At 70.9% G+C, this 23,156-nt stretch carries 19 protein-coding genes and 1 pseudogene; 10 read left to right on the forward strand and 10 right to left on the reverse strand.

The window, feature by feature from the left end:
* Nucleotides 1–150 precede the first annotated feature (150 nt).
* Nucleotides 151–2,025, forward strand: a complete 1,875-nt coding sequence (locus tag E1281_RS00810; protein WP_131875145.1) for an amidohydrolase — start codon at nt 151–153, stop codon at nt 2,023–2,025.
* Nucleotides 2,026–2,038: 13 nt separating this feature from the next.
* Nucleotides 2,039–3,898 (forward strand): amidohydrolase, encoded by a 1,860-nt coding sequence (locus E1281_RS00815; protein ID WP_131875206.1) that lies wholly within the window; start codon nt 2,039–2,041, stop codon nt 3,896–3,898.
* A gap of 74 nt (nt 3,899–3,972) precedes the next feature.
* Here the strand turns inward: E1281_RS00815 and E1281_RS00820 are convergent, their stop codons facing one another.
* The 5 genes from E1281_RS00820 to E1281_RS00840 are packed head-to-tail and all read right to left on the reverse strand — an operon-like array spanning nt 3,973 to nt 8,531.
* Entirely contained in the window at nt 3,973–5,136 is a 1,164-nt protein-coding gene (locus tag E1281_RS00820) for an FAD/NAD(P)-binding oxidoreductase (protein WP_207943026.1), read from the reverse strand.
* 3 nt (nt 5,137–5,139) lie between these two features.
* Nucleotides 5,140–5,328: a ferredoxin gene (locus E1281_RS00825; RefSeq protein ID WP_131875146.1), complete on the reverse strand. Its 189-nt coding sequence runs from the start codon at nt 5,326–5,328 to the stop codon at nt 5,140–5,142.
* Nucleotides 5,329–5,332: 4 nt separating this feature from the next.
* Nucleotides 5,333–6,190 carry a fumarylacetoacetate hydrolase family protein gene (locus E1281_RS00830; protein WP_131875147.1) on the reverse strand — a complete coding sequence of 286 codons (858 nt, stop codon included), beginning with the start codon at nt 6,188–6,190 and terminating at the stop codon, nt 5,333–5,335.
* Nucleotides 6,187–7,095: a 3,4-dihydroxyphenylacetate 2,3-dioxygenase gene (locus E1281_RS00835; protein ID WP_131875148.1), complete on the reverse strand. Its 909-nt coding sequence runs from the start codon at nt 7,093–7,095 to the stop codon at nt 6,187–6,189. Before E1281_RS00835 ends, E1281_RS00830 begins: the two co-directional genes overlap by 4 nt.
* On the reverse strand, nt 7,083–8,531 hold the full coding sequence (locus tag E1281_RS00840; RefSeq protein ID WP_131875149.1) for an aldehyde dehydrogenase: 1,449 nt from the start codon (nt 8,529–8,531) through the stop codon (nt 7,083–7,085). Before E1281_RS00840 ends, E1281_RS00835 begins: the two co-directional genes overlap by 13 nt.
* 144 nt (nt 8,532–8,675) lie before the next feature.
* Between E1281_RS00840 and E1281_RS00845 the strand changes: the two genes are divergently transcribed.
* From E1281_RS00845 to E1281_RS00855, 3 genes are read left to right on the forward strand one after another with little or no spacing between them, the layout of a single operon-like run.
* Nucleotides 8,676–9,608 carry a TIGR03619 family F420-dependent LLM class oxidoreductase gene (locus E1281_RS00845; protein WP_207943027.1) on the forward strand — a complete coding sequence of 311 codons (933 nt, stop codon included), beginning with the start codon at nt 8,676–8,678 and terminating at the stop codon, nt 9,606–9,608.
* Nucleotides 9,609–9,619: 11 nt separating this feature from the next.
* Nucleotides 9,620–11,110 carry an aldehyde dehydrogenase family protein gene (locus tag E1281_RS00850; protein WP_131875150.1) on the forward strand — a complete coding sequence of 497 codons (1,491 nt, stop codon included), beginning with the start codon at nt 9,620–9,622 and terminating at the stop codon, nt 11,108–11,110.
* A complete protein-coding gene (locus E1281_RS00855) occupies nt 11,107–11,832 on the forward strand; it encodes a gamma-glutamyl-gamma-aminobutyrate hydrolase family protein (RefSeq protein WP_131875151.1) in 726 nt (241 codons plus the stop codon). The genes E1281_RS00850 and E1281_RS00855 overlap by 4 nt, the downstream gene beginning before the upstream one ends.
* On the opposite strand, the gene E1281_RS00860 is transcribed toward E1281_RS00855, so the two are convergent.
* Nucleotides 11,809–12,510 (reverse strand): type 1 glutamine amidotransferase, encoded by a 702-nt coding sequence (locus tag E1281_RS00860; protein WP_131875152.1) that lies wholly within the window; start codon nt 12,508–12,510, stop codon nt 11,809–11,811. The two genes, E1281_RS00855 and E1281_RS00860, sit on opposite strands and share 24 nt — an antisense overlap.
* A 146-nt stretch (nt 12,511–12,656) precedes the next feature.
* Between E1281_RS00860 and E1281_RS00865 the strand changes: the two genes are divergently transcribed.
* From E1281_RS00865 to E1281_RS00875, 3 genes are all read left to right on the forward strand, one after another.
* Nucleotides 12,657–14,198 carry an APC family permease gene (locus E1281_RS00865; RefSeq protein WP_131875153.1) on the forward strand — a complete coding sequence of 514 codons (1,542 nt, stop codon included), beginning with the start codon at nt 12,657–12,659 and terminating at the stop codon, nt 14,196–14,198.
* A gap of 32 nt (nt 14,199–14,230) precedes the next feature.
* A complete protein-coding gene (locus tag E1281_RS00870; RefSeq protein WP_131875154.1) occupies nt 14,231–15,349 on the forward strand; it encodes an FAD-dependent oxidoreductase in 1,119 nt (372 codons plus the stop codon).
* A 78-nt stretch (nt 15,350–15,427) separates the two neighbouring features.
* Nucleotides 15,428–16,258: a maleylpyruvate isomerase family mycothiol-dependent enzyme gene (locus E1281_RS00875; RefSeq protein ID WP_131875155.1), complete on the forward strand. Its 831-nt coding sequence runs from the start codon at nt 15,428–15,430 to the stop codon at nt 16,256–16,258.
* 178 nt (nt 16,259–16,436) lie between these two features.
* On the opposite strand, the gene E1281_RS39870 is transcribed toward E1281_RS00875, so the two are convergent.
* A complete protein-coding gene (locus tag E1281_RS39870; protein WP_165958727.1) occupies nt 16,437–16,595 on the reverse strand; it encodes a hypothetical protein in 159 nt (52 codons plus the stop codon).
* 90 nt (nt 16,596–16,685) lie between these two features.
* Between E1281_RS39870 and E1281_RS00880 the strand changes: the two are divergent.
* Nucleotides 16,686–16,994, forward strand: a pseudogene (locus tag E1281_RS00880) (TetR/AcrR family transcriptional regulator); the annotation flags it as partial.
* Between the two features lie 328 nt (nt 16,995–17,322).
* Here the strand turns inward: E1281_RS00880 and E1281_RS00885 are convergent.
* Nucleotides 17,323–17,664: an HD domain-containing protein gene (locus tag E1281_RS00885; RefSeq protein WP_347813261.1), complete on the reverse strand. Its 342-nt coding sequence runs from the start codon at nt 17,662–17,664 to the stop codon at nt 17,323–17,325.
* A 1,132-nt stretch (nt 17,665–18,796) separates the two neighbouring features.
* Between E1281_RS00885 and E1281_RS00890 the strand changes: the two genes are divergently transcribed.
* Nucleotides 18,797–20,152 (forward strand): tyrosine-type recombinase/integrase, encoded by a 1,356-nt coding sequence (locus tag E1281_RS00890; RefSeq protein WP_131875157.1) that lies wholly within the window; start codon nt 18,797–18,799, stop codon nt 20,150–20,152.
* Nucleotides 20,153–20,260: 108 nt separating this feature from the next.
* Here E1281_RS00890 and E1281_RS00895 read toward each other — a convergent pair whose 3' ends face one another.
* Nucleotides 20,261–21,025: an SDR family NAD(P)-dependent oxidoreductase gene (locus E1281_RS00895; protein ID WP_131875158.1), complete on the reverse strand. Its 765-nt coding sequence runs from the start codon at nt 21,023–21,025 to the stop codon at nt 20,261–20,263.
* A gap of 179 nt (nt 21,026–21,204) precedes the next feature.
* Nucleotides 21,205–23,145, reverse strand: coding sequence for an NAD(P)/FAD-dependent oxidoreductase (locus tag E1281_RS00900; RefSeq protein WP_207943028.1), 1,941 nt, complete (start codon nt 23,143–23,145; stop codon nt 21,205–21,207).
* Nucleotides 23,146–23,156: the final 11 nt, after the last annotated feature.

A 23,156-nucleotide genomic window follows, 5' to 3' on the forward strand; every position in this document is an offset into this window, starting at 1 on the left:
CCCCACGACCCCGCCTCGTCCTTCGAGGCGGGGTCGGGCGCGTTCCCGGCCCTGACTTCTGCCCCGCACCCTTGACAGATCGTTTGAGCCCGAACATTCTAAATGCCGTTTGGGCCCGAACTTCTTGCCGGAAGCCGGAGAGGAGCCGTCATGGAGCACAGCCCGCTGAGCCGCCGAGGACTGCTACGGGGAGGGGCCGGCCTGGCCGCCGGAGCCGCAGCCCAGCCCCTGATCCCCGGGAACGCCCTGGCTCAGGACGCGAAACCGCCGTCGCGGGACGCCGACCTGGTGCTGCACAACGGCCAGGTGCTGCTGATGGACCGGGGGTTCCGCATCGTCTCCGCGCTGGCGATCGAGGCGGGCCGGGTCGTCCACGCCGGCCCCGACCCCTCGGTGCGCCGCCTCATCGGCCGCCGGACCCGGGTCGTCAACCTGCGCGGGCGCACGGTCCTGCCCGGTATCAACGACTCCCACCTGCACGGCCTGCGGACGGGACTCGCGCTGCCGCCGTACACCGTCGACGTCGGCGAGCCCGCCGTCCGCTCCATCGCCGACGCCGTGGCCGCGGTGGGCGAGGCCGTGCGGCAGGCGGATCCGGGGACGTGGATCCGCGGCAAGGGATGGAACGAGAACGCCTTCGCCGAGGGACGCCCGCCCACCCGCCAGGACCTCGACCCGGTGTCCCCCGGCCACCCGGTCGTGCTGCTCGACTGGTCGAACCACGTGCTGTGGGTGAACGGCAAGGCCCTCGAACTGGCGGGCATCACCCGCGACACGCCCGACCCCAGCGGCGGGGTCATCGTGCGGGACGCCTCGGGCGAGCCGACCGGCCTCCTCCGCGAGACCGCGATGGACCTGGTGAACAGGCACGTCCCGCCCTACACCGAAGAGGAGCAGGCCGACGCGATCGACAACGCCGTCGCCCTGCTGCTGAGCCACGGCATCACGAGCTTCACCGAGCCGGGCATCGGCGCCGCGGCCCAGCGGGTCTACGCGGACAAGGCCCGCCGCGGCGCGCTCGGCGCCCGGGTCACGGCCCTGCTCAGCAGGCCCGACGACACCTACCCGACCTCCGCGGACCACGTGCGCGAGATCCTCGGCGGCCACCGTCCCCCGGCGGACGTCGATCCGCGGTGGTTCAGCGTCACCGGCGTGAAGCTCCGGGCCGACGGAGTGCCCATCGCCGGCCGCACGGCCTGGATGCGCGAGCCCTACACCGGCGGCGGCCGGGGAAGCCTCGTCACCGACGGCGAGACCGACCAGGACAAGGTCGCCGAGCTCACCGCCATGATCGGCCTGGTTCATCAGGCCCGGATGCAGGTCGGGACGCATGCCACGGGCGACGCCGCCATCGACGCGGTCGCGGCCGCGTACGCGCGGGCTCTGCGGCGGTCGCGATCCCACCCGCGGCACTACGTCATCCATGGCGACTTCGCCTGGCCGGAGACGCTGCGCATCCTGGCGAGGAACCGCTGCGGGGTGAGCTTCAACCCGAGCATCAAGCACCTGATCGCCGACTCCCAGCCGGACATCGTCGGCGCGAGGCGGGCGGCCTACCAGACGCCCTACCGGTCGGCCCTGCGCGCGGGCGCCGTGGTGACGAGCGCGTCCGACGCGCCGAACGTCGCACCGGACTGGCGGCAAGGGCTGGAGACCATGCTCCTGCGCGAGGGCGGCTCGGGTGAGGTCTCCGGCCCGGATCAGATCATCGGTGTGCGGGAGGCGCTGCACACCTACACCACGGCCGGAGCGTGGCAGGACCGCGCCGACCGCTGGAAGGGCGCGCTGACCCGCGGCATGGCCGCCGACCTCTGCGTCCTGGACGGGACCCTGTTCGACTCCCGCGGCCGGCTGACCCACGACGCGCACGGCATCACGGACGTCCCCGTCGCGCTCACCGTGGTCGACGGCGAGATCGCCTACGACGCCGCGGACGCGTCCCACCGCTCTGCCGCCGCCCGGGCCCGGAGCGTCAGCTGGGCTCGCCGCCCCGACCCCCGCCAGATGTGTGCCCACTGCTCTTGAGAGGGAGCCCGTGATGGGAAACAGAGTCGACCGACGTAGGTTCCTCCAGGGGTCGGCCGCCGCGGCGGCCGGTGCCGCGATCGCCGGAACCCTGCCCGCACAGTCCGCCCTGGCCGACCCCGGCGGGCGGGGGCGGGGACGAGGCCCCGCCGACCTGGTCATCCGCAACGGCAGGGTCCTTCTCCTGGACAGGCATTTCCGCACCGCCGAGGCGATCGCGATCCGCGACGGCGTCGTGGTCGGCGTCGGACGCGACAAGGAGATGCGCCGGTTCACGGGCCGGCGCACGCAGACGCTCGACGCGGGCGGCGGCACCGTCCTGCCCGGCATCAACGACTCGCATCTGCACCTCGGCGGATTCGGGCTCGACTACCCGCCGTTCACCATCGACGTCGACACGGCCACGATCGAGGAACTCGTCGACGCCGTGCGCACCGCGGCGGCGGACACGGCGCCTGGCGCCTGGATCCGCGGGCAGGGCTGGAACGACAACCGGCTGCCCCGTCCGCCGCGCAGGACCGATCTCGACTCCGTCTCCGGCGACCACCCGGTGGTCCTCAGGGACTTCTCCGCCCACGCGGTCGCGGTCAACTCGGTCGTGCTGCGGATGGCCGGGATCACCCGCGACACCCAGCCGCCGACCGGCGGGGTGATCGAGAAGGACTCCGACGGCGAGCCCACGGGCGTCCTGCGCGAGACGGCGCGGGACCTCATCGGCCCGCACGTCCCGCCGTTCACCGACGAGGAGGTCTCGAACGCCCTCGACCGGGCGATCGACCTCCTGCACAGCCTGGGCATCACGAGCGTCACCGATCCGGGGATCGGCCTCGACCGGCTCGCCCTGTACGAGCGGAAGGCGCGCTCGGGGGCCCTCGGCCTGCGGGTCAACGCGCTGCTGTCCGCGGGGACGACGCTGGACGAGCTGCGGAGCATGCTCGACGCCTACGAGCCGCCGCGCGGCGTGGACCCCCGGATCCTGCGCGTCGCGGGCGTCAAGATCTTCGGTGACGGCGTCCCGACCGCGGCGCAGACCGCGTGGCTGCACGAGCCCTACCTCGACGGCACCAACGGCCGTCTCATGATGGAGGGGGACACGGCGGAGGAGCAGGTCGCGAACCTGCACGAGCTGATCCGGACCGCGCATGACGCCGGGCTCCAGATCGGGACGCACGCGACCGGGGACGCCACCATCGACGCGGTGGTCGCCGGCTACCTCGCGGCGATGCGGCGCAACCGGCGCCGCCGCGATCTGCGGCACTACGTCATCCACGGCGACCTGACGCCGCGCGAGACGCTGCGGACGATGGCGCGCAACGACATCGGCGTCAACATGAACGCGACGATCAAGTACCTGCTGGGCCGGACGCTCGACCCGGTCCTCGGCCCCGAGCGCACGGACTACCAGTGGCCGTACCGCAGCGCGCTCGACCTTGGCGTGCGGGTGAGCAGCGCCTCGGACGCGTCGGTGACGTTCCCGAGCTGGCTCCAGGGCGTGCAGTCGGCCGTCCTGCGCGAGGGCAGGTTCGGCGGCGTGGCGGGCGAGGCGGAGCGCATCACGCTGAAGGAGGCGCTCGTGACCTACACCCGGGCGCCCGCCTGGCAGGACCACGCCGAGCGCTGGAAGGGCACGCTGGAGCCCGGGAACGCGGTCGACGTGTGCGTCGTCGACGCCGACCTCCTGGGCGCCGATCCGCACGACCTGGTCGACCTGCCGATCGCCGCGACCGTCCAGGGCGGCCGGGTGGTGTACGACGGCGAGGCCGACGCCCGGACGAAGAGGATCGTGAACGCCGGCATGTCCGCCCGGAAGCAGGCCCACGGCGCCGCCTGCCTCCAGGCGGGAAGGTGCTGCTGCCGGCTCGCCGAGGTCTGAGTTCCCGACGATCTGAGTTCACAATGCGACGCGCCCCCGATGCCCGAGACGGCATCGGGGGCGCGCTCGCTCTGTCAGGACGCGGCGACCTGGACGTCGTCCAGCAGCAGCTTCCGGTAGTGGGCCTGGCGGCGGGTGCAGCCGAGCATCACCACGCCGACGAGCCCGCCGTCGCGGTGGTATCCGACGACGGCCTCACGGTTGAGGTCGCCTTCCAGGATGCGGATGTCGCTTTCGCCGAGGGCCGGTGCGCCGAACGACTGCAGCCGCATGTCGTACTGGTCGCTCCAGAACGAGGGGAGCGGCCTGAACTGCCCCTCCTCCTCGCCGAGCAGCGTGCGCGCCGCGCGCTTGGCGGTGTCGGTCGGGATGCTCCAGTGCTCCACCCGGCGGGCGACGTCGTCGTACCGGGGGTTGGGGAATCGGGCGACATCGCCGACGGCCACCACGTCGGGACGCCCCTCGACCCGGAGCGCGCCGTCGCAGAGCACGCCGTCCGACAGGTCGAGGCCATTGCCCTTCAGCCATTCCACGCACGGGACCGACCCGACCGCCTCGACGACGACCTCGGCGCGCACCTCCGACCCGTCCGACAGTTCCAACCCCGACTCGGTGAACCGCGCGACCGTGCGGCCGAGCAGGAACCGCACTCCCCGCTCCCGATGGCGGCGGCGAAGCTCGGCGCCGAGCTCGGGGCCGAGCGGGCGGAGCATCGGCTCGCTCTCCGGGGCGACCACGGTGACGTCCGCGCCGAGCGTGCGGGCGGTCGCGGCGACCTCGCAGCCGATGAAGCCCGCCCCGACCACGGCCGCCCGCGTCCCCGGGCGCAGGCGTTCGCGCAGCGCGGCGGCGTCGTCCAGGGTCCGCACGACGTGCCGCGACGGCCCCGGCCCCGGGGCGTCCAGCCTCCGTGGCCGCAGCCCGGTGGCGATCACCAGGCCGTCGTAGGACACCTCCGTCCCGTCGGCCAGGCGCACGGCGCGCGCCGTGAGGTCGGCCCCGGTGACGGCCGTTCCGAGCCGCCAGTCGACGTCGGCGGTGCTCGCCCGCATCCGGAAGGCCACCCGGTCGAAGGCGACCTCCCCGGCCAGGACCTCCTTGGACAGGGGCGGCCGGTTGTAAGGGCGGTGGGGCTCGTCGCCGATCACCACGAGTTCGCCGGTGTGACCGGCGGCGCGCAGCTGCTCGGCGGCACGCAGCCCGCCGAGGGACGCCCCCACCACCACGATCCTTCGCACCGTTCAGTCCTCGATCGTGATGGCCTGGAGCGGGCAGACGTCGGCCGCCTCCTCCACGTCGTCGCGCAGGGCGTCGCCGGGCTCGCTCTCGTACTCCAGTTTCCCCGTGTCGTCGAGGCGGAAGACCTCGGGCGCGGAGAACACGCACTGCCCGTGGTCCTGGCACTTGTCCATGTCGACGATGACCTTCATGGCACTACCTCCTCGGGGCGCGGACGCCTCGGAACTCCCAGTCACCGCCGAACGCGGTGGACACGACCTCTTCGGATGCGGTGGGCTGCGCGCCGACGTCGTCCCTGACGGGGACGGGGCCCGCGACGATGTGGTTGCGCAGCCGTCCGAGGCCCTCGGCCTCCACCTCGACCACGTCCCCCGGCCGCACGGGACGCGAGTTGGCGGGCGTGCCCGACAGCAGCACGTCCCCGGGGTGCAGGGTGATGGTGCGGGCGATGTCGGCGACGAGGTAGTGCATGTCCCACTGCATCTCGTCGGTGCCGCCGTCCTGGACCAGCTCGCCGTTGACGTAGGTCCGCAGGTACTTGCCGCGGAAGTCCCAGCCGGTGACCAGGCCGGGGCCGAGCGGGCAGAGCGTGTCGGAGCCCTTGACCCGCAGCATCGAGCCGGCGTCGGTGTCGCGGAAGTCGTGCAGGCCGTAGTCGTTGGCGACGGTGTAGCCGGCGATGTGCGCGCCCGCGTCCGCGGGCGCGATGTTGCGGCACGTCCGGCCGATGACGATCGCGATCTCGCCCTCGTAGTTGAGGTACTCGCACCGTTCCGGGCGGACGACCGCGCCGCCGTGGGCGTTCAGCGCCGAGACCGGCTTGTGGAAGTAGGTCGGCGCGGGCGGCAGCGTCGCCTGGAACTCCTCCACGCGGCTGCGGTGGTTGAGGTGCACCGCGACGACCTTGGTCGGCCGGCACGGCGGCAGATGGAGGGCGTCCTCGGCGCGCACCCGGCGGCCGTCCGCACTGACCAGGTCGTCGCCCTCGCGGACGACCTGGACGTCCGCGCCGTCCAGCAGGATCCGGCGGTACTCGGTCGGCTGCCCGGTCATGAGGCGGTCCATCCGTTCTCGGGCCGGTCGAACCAGATGTGCACCTGGCCGGTACCGACGGAGTTCTCGTACTCGCTGTACAGGCGGCCCGGCGCGGTGCACGCCCGCCCGCCGAGCGCACCGATCATCATCAGGTAGTGGCCGAACCGGGACTCCGGCTTGAAGCGCAGGAACTCCGGCATCGTGTCGAGGACGCGGGCGTGGTCGCCGCGCGTCAGCCACTCGATCCGCTCCTCGTCGGCGGCGCGGGCCTCGGGGGTGAAGATGTGCGACGGATCGGCCCCCTCGTGGTCCCGGATCTGCCGCAGCGGCCAGAACGTGTGCGACAGCGCGCCGGAGGCGATGAGCAGGACCCGCCGGTCGGTGGCCTCGACCGCGTCGCGCAGCGCCCGGCCGAGCCGCAGGAAGTCCTCGGTGTCGGCGGTCTGGCACACCCCGATCGACATCCACCGCTTGCCCGGCTCCTCCAGGTACGGGTTGTCGCGCACGCCCAGGTACGTCCACAGGTTGACGGTGGCGTAGTAGATCGGCAGGTACGGGTCGTCGATCGGGGTGATCCAGGTACCGTGCCTGTCGGCGTAGCGCGCGACGGCCCTGGCCAGCTCGGGGTCCCCGGGGAAGTCGTAGGGCATGCGGCACATGCCGCGCGGCAGCTCCTCGGAGGTGAACAGCCCGGCCCGCCGGTCGTGGGCCGTGGTCACGAACTCGACCGTGGTGGCCCAGTGGGAGTCGAGGACGACGACGGTGTCGTAGTCGTCCGCCCGGTCGAACACGTCGGACCGCAGCCGCCGCAGGCCGTCGACCAGGGTGAAGTCCTCGCCGCCGTTCAGCTCGCGGCGGGTGGCCTCGGGCAGCACGATCGTGGGGACGTGGGCCAGCAGGCCCGCGCCGGCTATTTCGCCCATGGGGCCATCACCGTGTTCTTCAGGTCGCAGTAGAAGTCGAAGCTCCAATCGCCGCCCTCGCGCCCGACGCCGGAGTCGCGTGAGCCGCCGAAGGGGGCCCGCAGGTCGCGGACGAAGAAGCAGTTGACCCACACCGTCCCGGCGACCAGGCGCCCGGAGACGCGCGCCGCGCGCTCGGGATCGCCGGTGGCGACGGTGGCGGCGAGTCCGAACCGGGTGCCGTTGGCCATCGCGACGGCCTGCTCCTCGGTCTCGAACGTCTGGAGGGTCAGCACGGGCCCGAAGACCTCCTCGGTGAGGATCTCGCTGCCCTCGGGGGCATCGGTGAACAGCGTGGGCCGGTAGTAGAGGCCGCCGAGGCCCGTGTTGGGGCCGCCGCCGGTCAGTGCCCGCGCACCGTCCTCGACCGCGCGCCGTACGAATCCGTCCACGCGGTCGAAGTGGCGGCGGTGGATCTGCGGGCCGATGTCGGTGCCCTCCTCGCGGGGGTCGCCCTGGACGAGCCGCCCCGCCCGGTCGAGGAGGCGCTCGGTGAACTCGTCGGCGACGGACGCGTCCACCAGCAGCCGCGTCGCGGCCAGGCAGACCTGCCCGGCGTTGTCGTACTGCTCCACGGCGAGGTCGGCCGCGAGGTCCAGGTCCGCGTCGGCGAACACCAGCAGCGGGGACTTGCCCCCGAGTTCCAGCGACAGCGGGGTGAGGTTGGGCGCCGCCGCCGCGGAGATGCTCCGCGCGGTGGCCACCGACCCGGTGAAGCTGATCCTGCGCACCTCGGGGTGCGCGACGAGGGCCGCGCCCGCTTCGCCGCCGAACCCCTGGACGACGTTCAGCACGCCGTCGGGCAGACCGGCCTGCGCGGCGATGTCGGCGAGCAGGGACGCGGTGAGCGGGGACCACTCGGCCGGCTTGAGCACGACGGTGTTCCCGGCGGCCAGCGCCGGGGCGACCTTCCAGGTGGCCAGCATGAGCGGCGCGTTCCACGGGGTGATCAGCGCGCAGACCCCCGCCGGATCCCAGCTCACATGGTTGCCGTGGCCCCGGGTCTCGAAGTCGTCGTGGCCGAGCCGCAGCAGCCGGTCGGCGAAGAACCGGAAGTTGTGCGCCACGCGCGGCATCACACCGCGCCGGTGGGAGCGGATGAGCGCCCCGTTGTCGGCCGTCTCGACCTGGGCGAGTTCCTCGACGCGCTTGTCGACGCCGTCGGCGATGGCGTGCAGGATCCGCGCCCTCTCGTCCCGGCTCGTGCGGGCCCAGCCCGGGAAGGCCCGTGCGGCGGCGGTCACGGCGGCGCCCGCCTCGGCGGTGCCGCCCCGCGCGACCTCGGCGAGCGGCTGCTCGTCGATGGGGGAGACATCGGTGAACGCGGCGGCCGAGCCGACCCGTTCACCGCCGATCCAGTGGCCGGTGTCGACGGTGACGCCCGCGACCTCTGCCATGCGGCACCTCCAGTTCGTTTGGTCCCAAATAAAATAGGTCGACCGGGCTCCCGCGGTCAACTTCACAGGCCCCGCCTTGACAGATCGTTTGAGCCCGAACATTCTAGGTCACCGGAAGACCGGCGCCTGGGGAGGGGACGGGGAGTGCAGCCTCCGCGCTTCGTGCTCGTACTGAGCGAGAACTGGACGATGACCGCCGGACGGGACCTGCCCGCCCTGGTCCGCTGGGCACGGGAGGCCGAGGACGCCGGCTTCGACGCCGTCATGGTCAGCGAGCACATCGTCCTCGGCCCGGACGCCGGCGCCGGCGGCATCATGGGAAACCCGCGGGAGTACGCGCTCCCGGGCAACCAGGACCCCCGCACACCCTGGCCGTCCTCGCTGGTGCTCCTCTCGGCGATCGCCTCGGTGACCTCCCGGCTGCGGCTCGCGGCGGCGGCGGTGCTCGCCCCGCTCCGCCACCCCCTCGCGCTCGCCCGCGACCTCGGGACGCTCGACCTGGTCTCCGAAGGACGCCTGGTGGTGCAGCCCACCGTGAGCTGGAGCCGCGACGAGTACGCCGCCCTGGGCGTCCCGTTCGACAAGCGGGGCGCGCTTCTGGACGAGCAACTGGAGATCTGGAGCCGGCTCTGGCAGGGGTCCCCGGTCTCCTACCGGGGGCGCCACTACGCCTTCGAGGACGTGTACTTCGAGCCGCGCGCCCACCGGCCCGACGGCCCCCGCATGTGGTTCGGGGGGCAGCGGCTGCACGACCGGCTCCTCGACCGCCTGGTGCGGTACGGGCACGGCTTCCACCCGCTCGGCAGGCCGTCCCCCGAGGAGCTCGCGCGCCTGCGGACGGCCATGGCCGGCGCGGGACGCGACGCGGCCGCCCTGGAGATGATCGGCGGGACCCGCCCCGCCTTCCCGGACGACCGCTCCTGCGCTCCGCTCGCGCCCGCGCTGGAGAGCGTCCCGGAACAGCTCGCCCAGGGATTCACCACCTTCTGCATCAAGCCCTCGCAGTTCATCGACGACCCGGACGGCGTCGGCCCCTTCTGCCGCGAGGTCGTCAGGCGCGCAGGCGCCCTGCTCTGAACGGAGAGCCCATGACCGACGTCCCGTACGAGGAGTGGCGCCGGCGGGCCGCCCGGCTCAGCCCGCACACCGGCCACCACATCGGCGGCGCGTTCGTGCCGAGCCGCGACGGCGCCACGTTCCCGGCCGTCTCGCCGCGGGACGGCCGCACGGTCGCCGACGTGGCCGCCGCCGGGGCCGCGGACGTCGACCGCGCGGTGGCCGCGGCGCGGCGCGCCTTCGACGAGGGGCCCTGGCCCCGGCTCGCGCCCGCCGACCGCAAGGCCGCCCTCCTGCGGTTGGCCGGCCTCGTCGAGCGCGACCGGGAGACGCTGGCGCTGCTGGTCTCCCTGGAGATGGGCAAACCGGTCGCCGAGGCGGACGGCATCGAACTGCGCGCCCTCATCGGCTGCCTGCGCTGGTACGCCGAGGCCGCGGACAAGCTCATCGACGAGTCGCCCCGCACCGATGCCGCGTCCCTGGCCCTGGTCACCCGCGAGCCGGTGGGCGTGGTCGGCGCCGTCGTCCCGTGGAACTTCCCGCTCACCATGGCCGCCTGGAAGGTCGCGCCCGCGCTCGCGGCGGGCTGCACGGTGGTGCTCAAACCCGCGGAGGAGTCACCGCTCTCGGCCCTGCACCTGGCCGCGCTGGCCGCCGAGGCGGGGCTGCCGGACGGGGCGTTCAACGTCGTCAACGGGCACGGCGAGACCGCCGGGCGGGCACTGGGCGAGCATCCCGGCGTCGACGTCGTCGCCTTCACCGGCTCCACCGAGGTCGGCCGCCACTTCCTGCGGTACGCGGCCGGCTCCAACCTCAAGCGGGTGTGGCTGGAGCTCGGCGGCAAGTCGCCCAACATCATCCTGCCGGACGCCCCCGACCTGGACGCCGCCGCCGACACCGCCGCCTGGGGGATCTTCTTCAACGCCGGGGAGATGTGCACCGCCCCGTCCCGCCTGCTCGTCCACCGCTCCGTGGCCGGACGGGTCCTCGACCGGATCGTCGACCGCGCGCGAACGCTGGCGATCGGGGATCCGCTCGACCCCGCCACCGAGATGGGGCCCCTGGTCTCGGCCCGCCAGCGCGACCGCGTCCTGTCGTACCTGGAGGCCGGCGAGGCCGAAGGGGCCCGGCTGCGCGCGGGCGGCCCCCCGCCCGGCGGGGACGTCGGGTACTACGTCCGCCCGACGGTCTTCGACCAGGTGAAGCCCGGGATGCGGATCGCGCGGGAGGAGATCTTCGGCCCGGTGCTCGCCGTCCTGGAGTTCGACGGCGTCGACGAGGCCGTGCGGCTGGCCAACGACACCGACTACGGCCTGGCCGCCGCGCTCTGGACGTCGGACCTGTCGACCGCGCACCGAGTCTCCCGCGCGCTGCGGGCCGGCACCGTCTGGGTCAACTGCTACGAGGAGGGCGACATGAGCGTCCCGTTCGGCGGCGTCAAGCGGTCCGGCAACGGCCGCGACAAGTCCCTGCACGCCCTCGACAAGTACCTCGACCTCAAGACCACCTGGATCGCGCTGTGAGCGTCCGTCCGCTGATCGCCGTCCCCGCCCGGTTCTCGGCGGGCGCCTCCGCGCTGCGCCACGCGGCGGAGGTCGCCGCCCGCGCGCTGGTCGAGGCCGTCTGGCGGGGCGGCGGAGAGCCGTTCGTCATGCATCCGGCCGACCCGGACCACGTCGCCGGACGCCTGGCCCGCTGCGCCGGCGTCCTGCTGCCGGGCGGCGGCGACCTGCACCCGCGCCACTACGGCGCGTCCGACGAGCACGAGGCCCTGTACGACGTGGACGAGGAGCAGGACGCCTTCGACCTCGCCGTCGCCCGGCACGCGCTCGCCGCCGGGCTGCCGACGCTGGCGATCTGCCGGGGCCTCCAGGTCGTCAACGTGGTGACGGGCGGGACACTGCGCCAGCACATGGAGCCCGACCACCGGCACCTCGTGCACCGGGTCGCCGTCGAGGACGGCTCGCTGCTGCACGAGACGATCGGAGACCGGGCCCCGACCGTCTCCTGCTACCACCACCAGGGCATGGAGACGCCCGGCGCCGGGCTCGCCGTCACCGCGCGGGCGGCCGACGGCATGATCGAGGCGATGGAACTCCCCGGCGCGGCGGGATGGTTCCTCGGCGTCCAATGGCATCCGGAGGACACGGCGGCCCGCGACCCGGCCCAGCAGGCCCTCTTCACCGCACTCGTGCGGGCGTCCCGCGGCGCGGAGGCCCGCTCACTTGAGACGGGCGTGGCGTAGGAAGGCGTCCACGAAGCGGTGGGCGCGGCGCTCGGCGACGGGAGCCAGCGCCCGGGTCTGGTCGAGCACCGCTCCGGGGTCCAGGCCAAGCCCCCGCATGTCCTTCTCCCCGCCGATCGCGAGCCACGACTCCAGCTCGCGCACGGTGAGCTCGGGATGGAACTGGACGCCGAGGCTCCGCCCGATTCGGAACGCCTGCGGCGACACCCCGTTGCGGGCGATCTCGACGCCGCCCGGCGGCATGATCCAGCGGTCGTAGTGGTACTGGAACCACGGCCCGGGACCGACGAGCGAGGGCTCCTCCGTCTCGACCTCGCCCCACCCGATCTCGGGACGCGGCGCGCGTTCCACCCCGCCGCCGAGCGCCGTCGCCAGTGCCTGGCCGCCGAAGCAGATCCCGAGGACGGGCACGCCGGCGCCGTGCACCTCGCGCAGCATCGCCAGCTCGCCGGCGATCCAGCTCCCGATCGCCGGCTCGTCCACGGACCACGGCGCGCCCATCGCCACGACGAGGTCCCACTCCTCCGGCTCGGGGAAGGCGATCTCCACGCCGGGATCCAGGTGCCGCTCAGGCGGCACGACGACCAGTTCCTCGACCTCGAACCCGCGCTGGACGAGACGGTCCCCGACCGGCCCGATCGGGGAGAAGGCGTCGTGCTCGATCACCAGCGCCCGCATGCGGTCCTCCGTCCGTCCTCGAATCCATTTGCCCCCAAACAATATCCGACCGCAGGCGGACGGAGGTGTTTCCAAAAGTCGTTTGGCCCCGTATGATCCCGTCACGCATACACCGCGCGCGGCCGATCGAAAGGACAGTGAGGGGTATGACCGAGCAAAGCGGAACGGGTCTGCGGGACGCCGACCCGATCGACGGAGGCGGGAGCCGCCTCGCGAGGAACAAGCTCGGGATCGCGGGCATCGTGTTCTTCGTCGTCGCCGCGGCCGCGCCCCTGGTCGGCATGACCGGGGCCGTCCCCATCGCCATCGTCCTCGGCAACGGCGCGGGCGTGCCCGGCGCCTACCTCGCCGTGGGCCTCATCCTGCTCGTCTTCAGCGTCGGGTACTCCGCGATGAGCCACCAGGTGACCAACACCGGGGCGTTCTTCGCGTATGTCGGGCGGGGGCTCGGCGTCGTCCCCGGCGTGGCGTCCGCCTTCGTCTCCCTGCTCGCCTACCTGACGATCCAGCTCGCGGTCTTCGGGTTCTTCGGAGCCGTCATGGCCGGCCACATGGACGCCGAACTGGGCATCGGCCTGGCGTGGTGGGTATGGGCGCTGATCGCCTGGGCCCTGGTCCTGGGGCTGTCCGCGCTCAGCGTGGACATCGGGGCCAAGGTGCTCGGCCTGCTCATGCTCCTCGAAGTGCTGTCGCTCGCGGTCGTGGCCGTGGCCGTCCTGCTCCACGGCGGCGGACCGGACGGCATGTCGCTCGGCTCCTCCTTCTCCCCCGGCAGCGTCTTCGAGGGCGGCTTCGCCGGCTCGGCGGGCATCGCGCTCACGTTCGCCTTCGCCTCCTACATCGGCTTCGAGGCGACCGCCATCTACGGCGAGGAGACCAGGAACCCCAAGCGCAGCGTCCCCATCGCGACCTACATCGCCGTCTCCCTGATCGCGGTGCTGTTCGCGTTCACCTCGTGGGCGGTGGTCAGCGGCCTCGGCAGCGCGACGGTCCGCGACCGCGTCGCCGAGGCCTCGGCCGTGGACGGGACCCCGCTGGCCGACCCCGCGGCGGTCATCTTCGGCGTCGCCACCGAGTACGTCGGCGGCTGGATGGCGACGGTGATGAGCTGGCTCGTCCTGTCCAGCCTCTTCGCGGGACTGCTCGCCTTCCAGAACAGCGCCGCCCGCTACTTCTTCTCGATGGCCCGCGCCGGCGTGCTGCCCGCCGTCCTCGGCCGGGTCAACGGGCGCGGCGCGCCGGTGTACGGCACCGCCGCCGTCGCGGCGACGTCGCTGGTCGTCATCCTGCTGTTCCGGATCACCGACCGCGACCCGGTCCTGCACATGTTCTCCTGGTTCAGCGCCCTGGCGGTGCTGGCGATCGTGCTGGTGGAGGTCCTCGTGTCCATCGCCGTGATCGCCTACTTCCGCCGGCGGCCCGGCGAAGGCCGCGTGTGGAACACCCTGGTCGCGCCCGTCGTGGCCATCGTCGGCCTCCTGCTCGGGATGTACCTGCTCGTGTCCCGCTTCGGCCTCCTGGCCGGGACCGCGGCCGAGGGCGTCGACCCCGCGACCCGGTCGTGGGGCCTGTCGGCGCTCGGCTGGTTCCTGGTGGCGCTGCCGTTCATCGTCCTGGCCGCGGGGACGGCGGTCGGGGCACTGCGCCGCAAGCGCAACCCCGAGGCCATAGCCGACCTCGTGACCTGACCCCCACGCCGGGTGGGTGTCATTGTGAGTGCATGCGGATATTGGTCGTGGGTGCGGGAATCATCGGCACTGCGCTGGCGGACCGGCTCACCCGTCCCGGTTCGCAGGACGAGGTCACGGTCGTCGAGGAGCAAGGGCCCGGTGCCGGAACCTCCGGCACCAGCTACGCCTGGTTCAACGCCAACGACCCCGCCGACCCGGCCTATCACCGGCTGCGGACGGCGGCGATGTCCACCTGGAGGGAGGTGGCCGCCGAGTTCGGCGACCCGTCCTGGTACCGGCCGTCAGGCAACACGACATGGGCGGACACCGACGAGGACCAGGCCCGCCTGGCGGGCCGGGTCGCCCGCCTCACCGACCTCGGCTACGCCGCCGAACTGATCGGCACCGGCCGGTTGCACGAACTGGAACCGCACGTCCGTCCCCCGCAGGGCGCCCTCGTCGCGCACTATCCCGACGAGGGCTACGTGCATGGAGGCCCCGCGGCACGGGCCCTCGCCCGGCGCGCCCGTGAATCGGGCGCCGACATCGTCACCGGCCACCGCGCGGTCCGCCTCACCACCCGGGGCGACCGCGTGACCGGCGTGCGACTGGACGACGGCCGGAACCTGGACGCCGACCTCACGATCTGCGCGGCCGGCCGGCACAGCCCCGCGCTCCTCGCCACCACCGGCGTCACCCTCCCGCTGATCGACCCGTCCGCCCTCGGCTCGGCCGCCCCCTGCCTCGTCGCCACCACCACCGCGGCACCGGGCGTCCTCAGGGGCCTCGTCCACGCCCCCGGCCTCTCCGCTCGCCCGGCGGAGGACGAGGGTCTCGTCCTGGAGGCCGCAGACCTGGACGCCGGCGTGGACGAGCACCCCTCCTCCACACTGATGCGCGCGGTCGGCACCGAACTCCTCGCCCGCGCACGAGCGCTCATCCCGGGCCTGACGGCGGACGTCGCCGAAGTCCGGCGGTGCGTCCGCCCGCTCCCCACCGACGGCTACCCCTTGATCGGCTACCAGCGCCCCGGCCTGTACACCGTCGTCACCCACAGCGGCATCACCCTGGCCCCCCACCTGGCGGCCCTGATCACCCAAGAGATCCACGGAACCCCATCACCACCCCTCGCCCACTACCACCCGAACCGCAGAGCACCGCGGCCGTGACGCGGCACCCGCGGCCGGTCGGCGGCACCGAGCCGAGAATTCGGTGGACGACGAAACGGCCGTCGGTAAGGTCGCCCCATGATGATCTTTGGCCCGGCCGTCGACGTTCGTCCCCTCTTCCCACGTGAACGGCGGGCCATGCTCGACCTGCTCGGTTCCCTGAGCCCCGCCGACTGGTCCACGCCGACGGTGTGCCCCGGCTGGGACGTGCATGACGTCGTCGGTCATGTGCTCAACGACTACATGCGGCGCCTGTCGGGCAGCCGCGACGGGTTCGGCGGTGCGATCTTCGCCGACGATGAGACGCTCCCCGCCTATCTGGCGCGCACCAACGAGGAGTTCGTCCGGGCGTCCCGGCAGCTCAGCCCGCAACTGATGATCGAACTGCTGGACCACCTGGGAGCACGGCTCGACGCCGTATGGGCGGCCCGCGACCTCCAGGCCGCCGCGGACCTCAACGTCTCCTGGGCCGCCGCCGACATCGACAGCCCCGCCTGGCTGGACATCGGCCGCGATTACACCGAGTTCTGGGTGCATCAGCAGCAGGTGCGCGACGCCGTTTCCGCTCCGGGCGCCACCGAACCCGACCTCATGGCTCCGGTGCTGGACATCTTCGCACGCGGCCTGCCGCACGCCCTGCGGATGCACGACCGTCCCGAAGGCAGCACGGCTCACCTGGAAGTATCCGGCCCGGCGGGCGGACGATGGGGAACGATCCGGCAAGACCAAAGGTGGCGGATGGCCCCACCCCAAGGGGAGCCGACCGCCCACGTCTCGATGGACCAGGACACCTTCTGGCGGCTGGCGACGAGGGGCATCACCGTGGAACAGGCTCGCCAGCGCTCGACGACGAGCGGCGACACCGACCTCACCGCGGCCATCACCGCCCTCCTGGCGGTCGTCGCCTAGGCGTGGTGTCCAGGGGTGTACAACGGCACCTCGTGAGAACTGCCCAGGTGGACCGGCCTACGATCGGTCCACCTGAGCAGTAAGTGTTCTCCCCCAAGCGGGTGACCGTCGGGCCGGCGCGTCGGAACCGGGACGTGGCCGACCGCATGGCGGGCTCTGCCCTCATGAAGTCCGGACGTCACGCGACCTCGGGCATCAGGCGCCGCAGTTCGGGAGGGAGTTCCGGCAGCCGATCTCCGGCCACCCGGGCGGCGATGTCCTCCAAGGCGGTCGGTTCGTCGTCGGCCCGGCGCGCCGGGGGCGGCACCGGCACGGTCAGCCGCCACTTACCGACCAAGGAGGCGCTCTACGACGCGATGATCCTGCACCGCGTCGAGGAGCTGGTCGGCCGGGCGCGGTCACTGGCCGCCGCCGCGATCCCGGCGACGCGTTCTTCGCCTACATCGCGCACATGGTGCAGGAGGGCGCGCTGGACCACGGATTGGCCGAGGCCCTGGCCGGCGGCGGCTACGACGTCGCGGCCTCCGCCGAGCGCACCGGGCACGACGTCATGGGAGCACTGCGCGAGCTGCTCACCGCCGCCCAACGGGCGGGCGCGGTCCGCGACGATACCGAGGTCGCCGACGTGAAGGCCCTCATCGCGGGGTGCCTGGCCCGCGAGCGCGGAACCACCGACGCGGTCGTGCGCCGCCGGATGATCGAGGTCGTGTGCGAAGGACTACGCACCCGCTCCTGACACACGCCGACCACCCGGCCGGACCGGACGACGCACAGCTCGCACCTTCTGCACAAATGGTCCTGCACGTTCACCGGCGAATAGTGATGACGAACGACCAAGGCCCCGCGGAAATGCTCCGAACAGGACCTTGACTCGGGGTGTCTCGGCTGAGGAGATTTGAACCCCTGACCCCCACGATGCGAACTACCTGCCCGACCGAGGTGACTTCCTCGCCTCGCTGGTCGCGGGTGTGGTGACGAGTGATCAGATGCGCCCGTGTGCGGGTGCGTTGCTGTACTTCTCTGCTGTACAGCAGCACCGCCGAATGTTCAGGTACGGGACGCCTTTAAGCGTCCTCGTCACCGTTCAACGCTCGCATGAACCAGTCGAGAGAACCAGTCCTCTGCGCCTCCTCGGCGAGAAGCTTCGCGGACGCGGTCTGAAGCTGAGCGAGCGAGTTGTCTATCCACGGCTGGGTGTTCTGGTTGCCGTGCTCGCGATACTCGACGGCCTGAATGAGGCACTCAAGCTTGTCCGCGTCGCGGGCGCACATCGCCTCGGCACTGACCTTGCCTTCGTACTCCGCGACGACCCCCGTGATCATCGAGGTAACCGCCTCCGGCAGGCCGCGCGTCTGGCGCTCGGTGACCCGCTCGTTGGGCGCCTTCTTGATGTACGGCTTGGCCACGTAAGGGATGTCGGTGAGGCGCGTCTCCTGGCTGTCGTGGAAGAGGCTGACGCTTGTAGCGCTTGAGAAGCCCGATCTCGTACAGGAAACCCGCCAACCGCTCCGTCTCGTTCGCCATGCTCACCCTCTCTCAACGGCCGTCCGCCATACGTAAACCGTAGAACCTCTTCCAACTCCCGTCGCGACTGGACGGAGATCGCGGCTCCGTCCAGGACCCGGGCCGCCCGGTCCTGCAACTGACCGAGCATGCCGGGCTCGTCATGGACGATCGCGGGCCGGTGTCGCAGTAGCGCCCAGACCGTATGAGCGACGACATCGATGTAGACGTTCGTCGGCTCCAGCTTGCCCACCAGATGAGCCAGCAGCTTCGTGCCTCTCCATGACCGAGTTGGCAACTCCACCATGAACGTGTCGGCCGTCTGCGGCTCGGTGATCTTGCCGAGCCAGTACGCCCAGTAGTTGAGATTGGCGGTCTCGCGCCTGTCGGTCTTCATCGCCCGGCCGATGAACGCTTGAAGCGCCTCGGGGTCTCCCTTGCGAGCAAGTGAGTGCGCTCCGGAACGCACAACCACCCATGACGGCGACCAGTCGGCGGAACGCTGAGACCTACGTTCCTCCTCGTGCTGCATGCCCGCCAGCCATTCCGCCGTCTCCACGGAATCATCAAAGCTCGCGACGTAATGCGCCTGCCGACGAAGCAGCATTCCGTCAACGCTGCCGACATCTGCCCTCTCGGCGGCGCTCTTAAGGTGCTCGAAGAAGTGAGTCCTTTCATCTACCGCCAAGCGCGGCCCACTCGAAACCGGGCCACGACGGGACGATTTACGCGGCACATCGGCCAAGAAGGACGGCCGCTGGCCCGACACCGCCCACGAGGTCATGTCGGTGAACGGTCGGGTGATCACCCACGTGGAGAGCGGATGCTCGTCCGGCGAAACTTTGGCCGGTCCCTGACCCCCTCGATGCGAACGAGATCAATCAAACAAAACGCGATCTTCAGTTCAACAACTTCAGGGTAAATTCCCTGGTGAGAGGCGACATCCATGCCGCCTCGTGTCATCAAGTATCAAGATCGACAACACCGTCCTTGATGACAGCCCGATGACAAACGATCACCACCCTGGAGTGCGCCATGGGATTCGCCCGGCTTCGCAAGAGCAAGGACGGCCGAGAGCGGTACACCGCTCTCTACCGCGACCAGCGCGGCCGTGTTCGCTCCGCCGGAACCTACTCGACCGAGCTGCAGGCCGACAAAGCGTGGCAAAAAGCTGAGGCCAAGCTGGCGTTAGACCGGCTTCCCGATGCAGGGAAGGGCCGCCAGCGGTTTCGCCGCTACGTGGAGGACGTCTGGTTCCCCAACCACGTCATCGAACTCCGCACCAGGGAGAACTACGACTACGAGATCAACCGACACATCATGCCCTGGTTCGCCGACATGCGCATGATCGACGTCATGCCCATTGACGTCCGCGAATGGGTTACACATCTGCAGAAGGAAGGCGTCAACCCACCGACGATCCGCTACTGCATGACCGTGCTCAGCGCCATCTTCACCACAGCCCTGAACGACTTGGTCATCGTCCTTCACCCCTGCAAAGGCGTGAAGACTCCCCCAGTTCCGAAAAAGAAGCGCACCATCATCACACCCGAGCAGTTCGACGCGCTCTATGAGGCCCTCACGGACGCACGGATGCAGCTTCTGACCGAACTGAAAATCGAGACAGGCCTGCGCTGGGGTGAAGTCACCGAACTGCGGGGCAAAGACATCGACCACGCCACGCGCGTGCTTACCGTGAGTCGCGTCGTCATCGAACTGAGCCCGAAGCATCACCCTGAAGGCGGTCGCTTCTTGGTGAAGGACTACCCCAAGGACCGGGAGCACCGAACCGTCCGGATCAGCGCCCAACTCGCAAGAAGGCTCGGTGCCTACATCCAGACGGAACAACTCGCCGATGACGCCTTGCTTTTCTTCCTCCGGCAGGAAGAGCTCCCCCGCCCCCACCGCCTACGAGTCCTCTGCGACCCGCAGACCCTGGGATACATCGAACCCGACCGCCGCTACCGCCACGGCACCCTGAGCGGCTATTCCGCAGGCAAATGCCGCTGCCAGCACTGCAAGGACGCCTACGCCGACTACCGCGCCCGCCGCAGAGAAGCCGGCAAGGACTCCCCCAGGCGCCGCCGCGTGGTCAACACAGACGGCCACATCCCACGCAGTTGGTTCCGGGACCACATCTGGAAGCCCGCCACCATGACCGCGGAACTCCGCGTCCACGTCCGCCCCCACGACCTGCGCCACGCCCACGCCTCCTGGCTCCTGGCTGGCGGCGCGGACCTCCAGGTCGTCAAAGAACGCCTAGGCCACGCCAGCATCACCACAACCGAGAAGTACCTCCACACGCTCCCCGACGAGGACGACACCGCCCTGGACGCCTTCGCCAAAATCCGCAATCGCTCAAAGCCAGCCTCGACAATCCGCGCCGTCTAACTTCCAGACGATCACGGCTGAGAACCTCCCAGGGACCAACCTGGGGGGCACTCTCCCCACGCGGCCCACCCAGGTCTCTTCGAAAGGTCGGCCCACACAGTTCGGGCATTAGATCACCAAGCCGCCGTCGACCGGCAGTACCTGGCCGGTGACGAACGATGCGGCGTCGGAGGCGAGGAACACGAATGCCCCCGCGACCTCTTCGGGCTCGGGCCACCGGCCCAGCGGGATTCGGGCGAGCATGTTGGCGGCGAACTTCTCGTTGGTCCGGATGGTCTCGGTCATCGGTGTCGCGGCCAGCGGTGCCAGCGCGTTGACGGTGATCTTCTTCCTGGCCAGTTCGCGGGCCAGCGACTTTGTGAGTCCGACGATGCCGGCCTTGGCCGCGGAGTAGTTGACTTGGCCGAGCGTGCCGGTGAGCCCGGCCGACGACGTCACGTTGACGATCCGCCCGGTGCCGTCGGTCGGCAGGTACGGCAGCGCGGCCTGGGAGCAGCGGAAGGCACCCATGAGGTGGACGTCGAGGAGCCGGTGCGCGGACTCCTCGGTGGTGTCGGCGAACATCGCCGGGGCGGTCACGCCCGCGTTGTTCACCAGCACGTGCAGCGTCCCGCCGGTCAGAGCCGCCGCACGCGCGGCGGCCGCGTCGGCCGCGGTCCGATCCTGTACGTCCAGCGCGGTGCTGTCGGCACGGCCGCCGGAAGCCGAGATCCGCTGGGCGACGGTGGCGGCCGCGTCCGCGTCGACGTCGGTCACAAGAACCGCCGCCCCGGCACCGGCAAAGGCCTGCGCGACAGCCGAGCCGATACCGCCTGCGGCCCCGGTGACCAGTGCGGAGCGTCCGGTGAGGTCGAACAGCCGGTTCGTGTCCATCGATAGCTCCTTGGCATTCCCAGCATGTCGATCACTTGAGGCCATCTCCTGACTGAGACGTCGATCTTCCGGGCCTCACGGCAGCGCCCGCGGCGTCGCACTCCTCGAGATAACCCATGCCGCCGTGCGTCTGCAGCGCACGACCGGCCGAGGTGAATACGGCATCCGCGCGGAACCCATCAGCCCTGGCGGCTCCGTGGAGACTTTTCCTCTCCCGCGGGTTCGGTTTCGAAATCGGCGAGATCCGGCGATCTCGTCATCTGCCAGTAGTCGATGAACCGCCACGGCGAGTTGGTGACGACCCGTCCCTTTTCGTTCCGGTAGTAGTTGCTTACTCCCGGGTGAGTCCACACCATCTTGGCGTGCGCCGCGTCAAGCTTGGTCTTGTACGCGTCCGAGATCTCGCGCCGTACCTCGGCAACGGCCAGCCCGCGGGAACGCATCGTGTCCAAGAGTGATACGACGTAGTTCACCTGACATTCGGCGAGGAAAATGTAGCTCCCACCGGCGCCTGCGCTGGTGCCCGGACCATAGAGGAAGAAGAGGTTCGGGAAGTCTGGGGTTGTCACCCCGAGGTAGGCCCAACCGTCGTCGTCACCCCACAGCTCGCGCAGGGTCTGCCCGGACCGACCGCGGATCTCGACCGTCTGAACCAGCTTCAGTGACTCGAAGCCGGTCGCCAGTACCACCACGTCCGCCGGGTGCTCAGTGCCCGAGGCAGCCCGGACTCCGGACGAGGTCAGCGCCACCGCACGGGATGTCTCCAGTGAGACATCGTCCCGGCGTATCGCCGTGTACCAACCGTTATCCAGCAACATCCGCTTGCCGAACGGCGGATAGTTCGGCAGTGCCTTCGCCTGCAGGTCGGGCCGACCTGCCAACTGCTGGTGCAGGTAGTTCGTGAAGTGCGCGCGGTGGCGGTCGTTGACCGCGTTCAGAGCCCGCTCCGGATGTGGCCACTCGGGGTCTATCTGCAGCGACGCGTGCGTCTTGTCGTTGAAGATCCACCCGAGCCGCCACCGGTACCAGGCCCTGTAGTACGGCACGTGCGCCATAAGGAAATGGACCGTAGGTCGCACCTCCCCGAAGTAGTCGGCGCTCGGCGCTATCCAGTGCGGCGACCGCTGGAACACCGTCAGGTGGCTCGTGCGCGAAGCGATCGCCGGCACGATTTGCATCGCGCTCGCCCCGGTGCCGATCACCGCCACGCGCTTGCCGGTCACGTCGAGATCCGCGGGCCACTGCGACGAGTGGAACACCGGGCCGCGGAAATCCGCGAGCCCCGGCAGATCAGGAATCGACGGCACGTTCAATTGGCCGACCGCACTGATGACGGCGTCGAACCGCCGGGTGCGCGAGACGTCGTCGCGGACAGTCGTCACAGACCACCCCTGTGCCGCGGCATCGTAGACCGCCGACGACACGGTCGTCCGCAGCTCGATGCACGGCGACAGCCCACAGTCGTCGGCCATGGCGCGCAGGTACTCGAGTACATCGTCGCGTCGGCCGAAGTGGGTTTTCCAGTCCCATGGGAAAAACGAGTACGAGTAGATGTAGCTGGGCGTGTCGACGCCGGCACCGGGATATCCGTTGTAGTACCAAGTGCCGCCGATATCGTCATCACGCTCGAACACCGTGCAGGAGATCCCCACCTCCCGCAGACGCACTGCGGCCAGCAGCCCTGACACACCAGCACCGATCACGGCGACCGAGAACCCGGGTGCTTCAGGCGCCGGTTCGACGCCCGGCGGGGAAAGTTCGTCGACAAGCAGCAGCCCATATTCCGGAGGAACCGGCTCACTCACGCTGACCTGCATCATGCGCGACATCAACTCGCGGTCGGGCATCGGCAACGCCGGTGGCGCACCGTCATGCCAGCGTAGGATCGCTCGCACCGCGGCCTCCCGCACGGCGGTCTGGTCGCGCTCGGAGAGGCCGCCGGTCGAGTTGTCGTCCAACCCTCGGGGCCGGGTCGGCTGGTAAGGCGGTTCCAGCCATTGCAGGTCCCCGGTGAGCTGCACCAGGACCATGAGCAGGGTCGGCACGTTGGCGTCTGCGATCGCCGCGCGCAGCCGGGTCTCATCAGGCAGGATCATCGGATCGGACATTCGCAGCACCACAGCATTCCTTG

The sequence above is a fragment of the Actinomadura sp. KC345 genome, from assembly GCF_004348515.1.
In the GTDB taxonomy this organism is placed as follows: Bacteria; Actinomycetota; Actinomycetes; order Streptosporangiales; family Streptosporangiaceae; genus Spirillospora.